Origin of the sequence: Lentzea indica (genome assembly GCF_012184385.1) — a bacterium.
GTDB lineage: Bacteria > Actinomycetota > Actinomycetes > Mycobacteriales > Pseudonocardiaceae > Lentzea > Lentzea indica.
This window is the reverse complement of the sequence record NZ_VSRL01000516.1, coordinates 1-1870: the sequence shown is the minus strand read 5'-3', so window position 1 is coordinate 1870 and position 1870 is coordinate 1. Positions and strand designations below refer to the sequence as shown.

General features: G+C 70.7%; 2 protein-coding genes. Both read right to left on the bottom strand.

Annotated elements, in window-relative coordinates; translation table 11 throughout:
- Positions 1-339: 339 nt before the first annotated feature.
- Positions 340-1071 carry a 16S rRNA (uracil(1498)-N(3))-methyltransferase gene (locus tag FXN61_RS49175; RefSeq protein ID WP_167980603.1) on the bottom strand — a complete coding sequence of 244 codons (732 nt, stop codon included), beginning with the start codon at positions 1069-1071 and terminating at the stop codon, positions 340-342.
- Positions 1068-1870: DnaJ C-terminal domain-containing protein (locus FXN61_RS49170; RefSeq protein ID WP_167980602.1), on the bottom strand; the 803-nt coding region annotated here is incomplete at its 5' end. The genes FXN61_RS49170 and FXN61_RS49175, both read right to left, overlap by 4 nt.

The window sequence follows — 1870 nt, the reverse complement described above, 5'->3', positions numbered from 1 at the left end:
GGGGGCGGAGCCCGCCGGCTGGGGTTTGGGGGCTCGGCCCCCAAAAAACACCTTTCGGTGCAAGCGGCGAAGGCGCGCCAGCGCCGAGCAGCCCAGCCCAAACCAAAAGGGCGCTCGCGGTCCGAAGCCTGGGGGTCGGCCTTCGCCGCGAGGCGCCGACGCCGGACCGAGGGGGGAGGTGTCCGGCGAGTCCTTTAGTCAGAAGGGCCTAATCGTCTACTCCGTTTCCGGATAGACCAATCAACCCCTCTGCCGACTAGGGTAACCCCACGGGCCTGGGATTCGCTACAACTTGCGTCAAGCCAATCCATCCGATGTTCACCTTCCGAGTGACCGGGGTCACCAGCGGGAGGTGAGTACCCCGATGGCGCCGAGAGCAACCGCGGCAGCGGTAGATGCACGCAGAACGGTTGGCCCCAATCGGACGATCCGGGCCCCCGAAGATCGCAGAACGTCCAGTTCCTCGGGCGAGATCCCGCCTTCTGGACCGACCACGAGCAGCACGTCACCGGCAGCCGGGAACTCGACATCGGCAAGTCGATCGGTGGCGCTCTCATGCAACACGAGGGTCAGTGCCGACGACGACACGCGCTGAGCGAGCTGCGTCGTCGAGACGGGTTCGTCGACGAACGGCACCCGTGCGCGGCGGGCTTGCTTCGCCGCCTCACGAACCGTGGATCGCCAGCGCCCCAGGGCTTTCGCGCCGCGCGGACCGTCCTCCCACTTCGCCACGCAGCGGGCCGCGCGCCACGGCACCACGCCGTCCACGCCGGCCTCGGTGGCCAGTTCGACGGCGAGCTCGCCGCGGTCGCCCTTCACGAGTGCCTGGGCGAGCACCACGCGTGGCGCCGGTTCGGGCTCCGCCCAGCGCTCGAGAACACGCAGCGACAGGGCATCGCGATCGACCGCCACCACGGAACAGCGCACCTGGGTGCCGGAGCCGTCGGACAGCACGAGCTCCTCGCCCACGCGCAACCGCTTCACGGTGGCGGCGTGCCGGCCTTCCGGGCCGTCCAGCAGGAAGTCCTCGCCGGAGGGCAATGCCTCGACGAGGAAGACCGGCAGGGTCACCGGTGTCCGCGCGAGGCGCGCAGGCGGGAGAACAGTCCGCCGCCGCCCTTGCCGTTGTGGGACAACGAGGGCTCGGTCTCACCGCGCATTTCAGCCAGGTCGCGCAACAACGACGCCTGCGCCGCGTCGAGCTTCGTCGGCACGACGACCTCGAGGTGCACGTGCAGGTCGCCGCGGCCGTCGACGCGGCCGGTGGAGCGCAGCTTCGGCATGCCGCGGCCGGTGAGCACCAGCTGCGTGTTGGGCTGCGTGCCGGGGTCGATCTGCAGTTCTTCCTCGCCGTCCAACGTCTTCAACGGCAGAGTGGCGCCGAGCGCGGCGGTGGTCATCGGGATCTGCACAACGCAGTGCAGGTCGGCACCGTCGCGTTCGAAGATCTCGTGCGGGTGTTCCTCGACCTCGACGTAGAGGTCGCCCGCCGGGCCGCCACCGGGGCCCACCTCGCCCTGGCCCGCGAGGCGCACGCGCATGCCCTCGGCGACGCCGGCGGGGATGTTCACGGAGATGGTGCGGCGCGAACGGACGCGGCCGTCGCCGTTGCACTGCTGGCAGGGGTCGGGAATGATCTCGCCGAAGCCGCGGCACACCGGGCACGGACGCGACGTCACGACCTGGCCGAGGAACGAGCGCTGCACCGACTGGACCTCGCCGCGGCCGTCGCACGTGTCGCAGCGGATCGGCTTGGAGTCGCCGGAAGCGCCGCCGCCGTGGCAGCGGTCGCACAGGATCGCGGTGTCGACGGTCAGCTCACGGGTGGCGCCCGCCGCGCACTCCTCCAGCGTCATGTCGAGCCCGGACG